This is a genomic window from Longimycelium tulufanense, assembly GCF_014645795.1.
Lineage (GTDB): Bacteria > Actinomycetota > Actinomycetes > Mycobacteriales > Pseudonocardiaceae > Longimycelium > Longimycelium tulufanense.
This window is the reverse complement of the sequence record NZ_BMMK01000105.1, coordinates 1-928: the sequence shown is the minus strand read 5'-3', so window position 1 is coordinate 928 and position 928 is coordinate 1. Positions and strand designations below refer to the sequence as shown.

General features: G+C 68.9%; 1 protein-coding gene. It reads right to left on the bottom strand.

The genetic code is table 11. The features are described from left to right. A partial coding sequence (locus IEY55_RS31745; protein WP_229686959.1) for a transposase family protein occupies nucleotides 1–902 on the bottom strand: 902 nt, incomplete at its 3' end. Between the last annotated feature and the right edge of the window lie 26 nt (nucleotides 903–928).

Genomic DNA, 928 nt, shown 5'->3' with positions numbered 1-928 from the left:
ATGCCGTGACGTGCAGCGAGCTCGGTCATCGGCTGGCGTCGACGGTGAGTGTGTTGGTGGTCGGACAGCAGGCCAGCGACGGCGCGGACGGTGTCCTCGAGGATCGCGGGGCGGCCCAGGTGTCGGGTGAGGGTGCGCCAGTTCTTCAGGTGTGCGATGCCGTGCTCCACGCGGATGCGCCGGGAGGAGTGATCTCTGCACTGTTGGGCATGGGCCTGGATGTACCAGTGGGGCGGGTTCTTGCGGAACTTGCGGTGCGGTGGCGTGATCACCTGGCCACCGGTCTGCGCGCTCAGGCCCTGGTAGCCGGCGTCGGCCAGGATCTGCAGGCCGACGGTGTGGCGCAGCAGGTCGGGCAGGCCAGCCTGACGGGCCTGGGTGATGTCTGGACAGCTTCCCGGCCGAGTCTGCCCGCAGAACAGGACGCGTCCGGCAGGGTCGGTGAGGACCAGGGCCTTCACGGCGTTCTGCTTGCTCTTGCCGGAGATGAACTGGTCACGATCCACCCGCCCCACTGCCGGTCGGCGAACCCGGATCTCAGTGGCGTCCATGACCGCACTCTGGCCACACGCGCCGAGATGCTCAATGACCTCGGCCAACGTCCGCAGCCGCCGGCCGCCTTCGATGCGGCAGCCGCGTTCAGCCAGCACGGGACGGATCTCGTTGATCGCACGCGTGATCGTGGAGCGGTCCACCCGGAACCACGCAGCAAGCACGTCATGGGTGGTGGCATGGCGCAGATACACCAGCGTCGCGAGCAGGCGATCGACGAAGACCAGCTTGTACTTCGCCCCGGCTCCTGGTGCGCGGCGCCGGGGACGATCAGCCCGCCGGGCGTCCTGGCGAGCCTGCCACACCGGACCCACCTCCGCCACCAACTCCGCGACCAGACGAGCTGACAACCCGGTCACCCTGCGGTCCCGCAGCA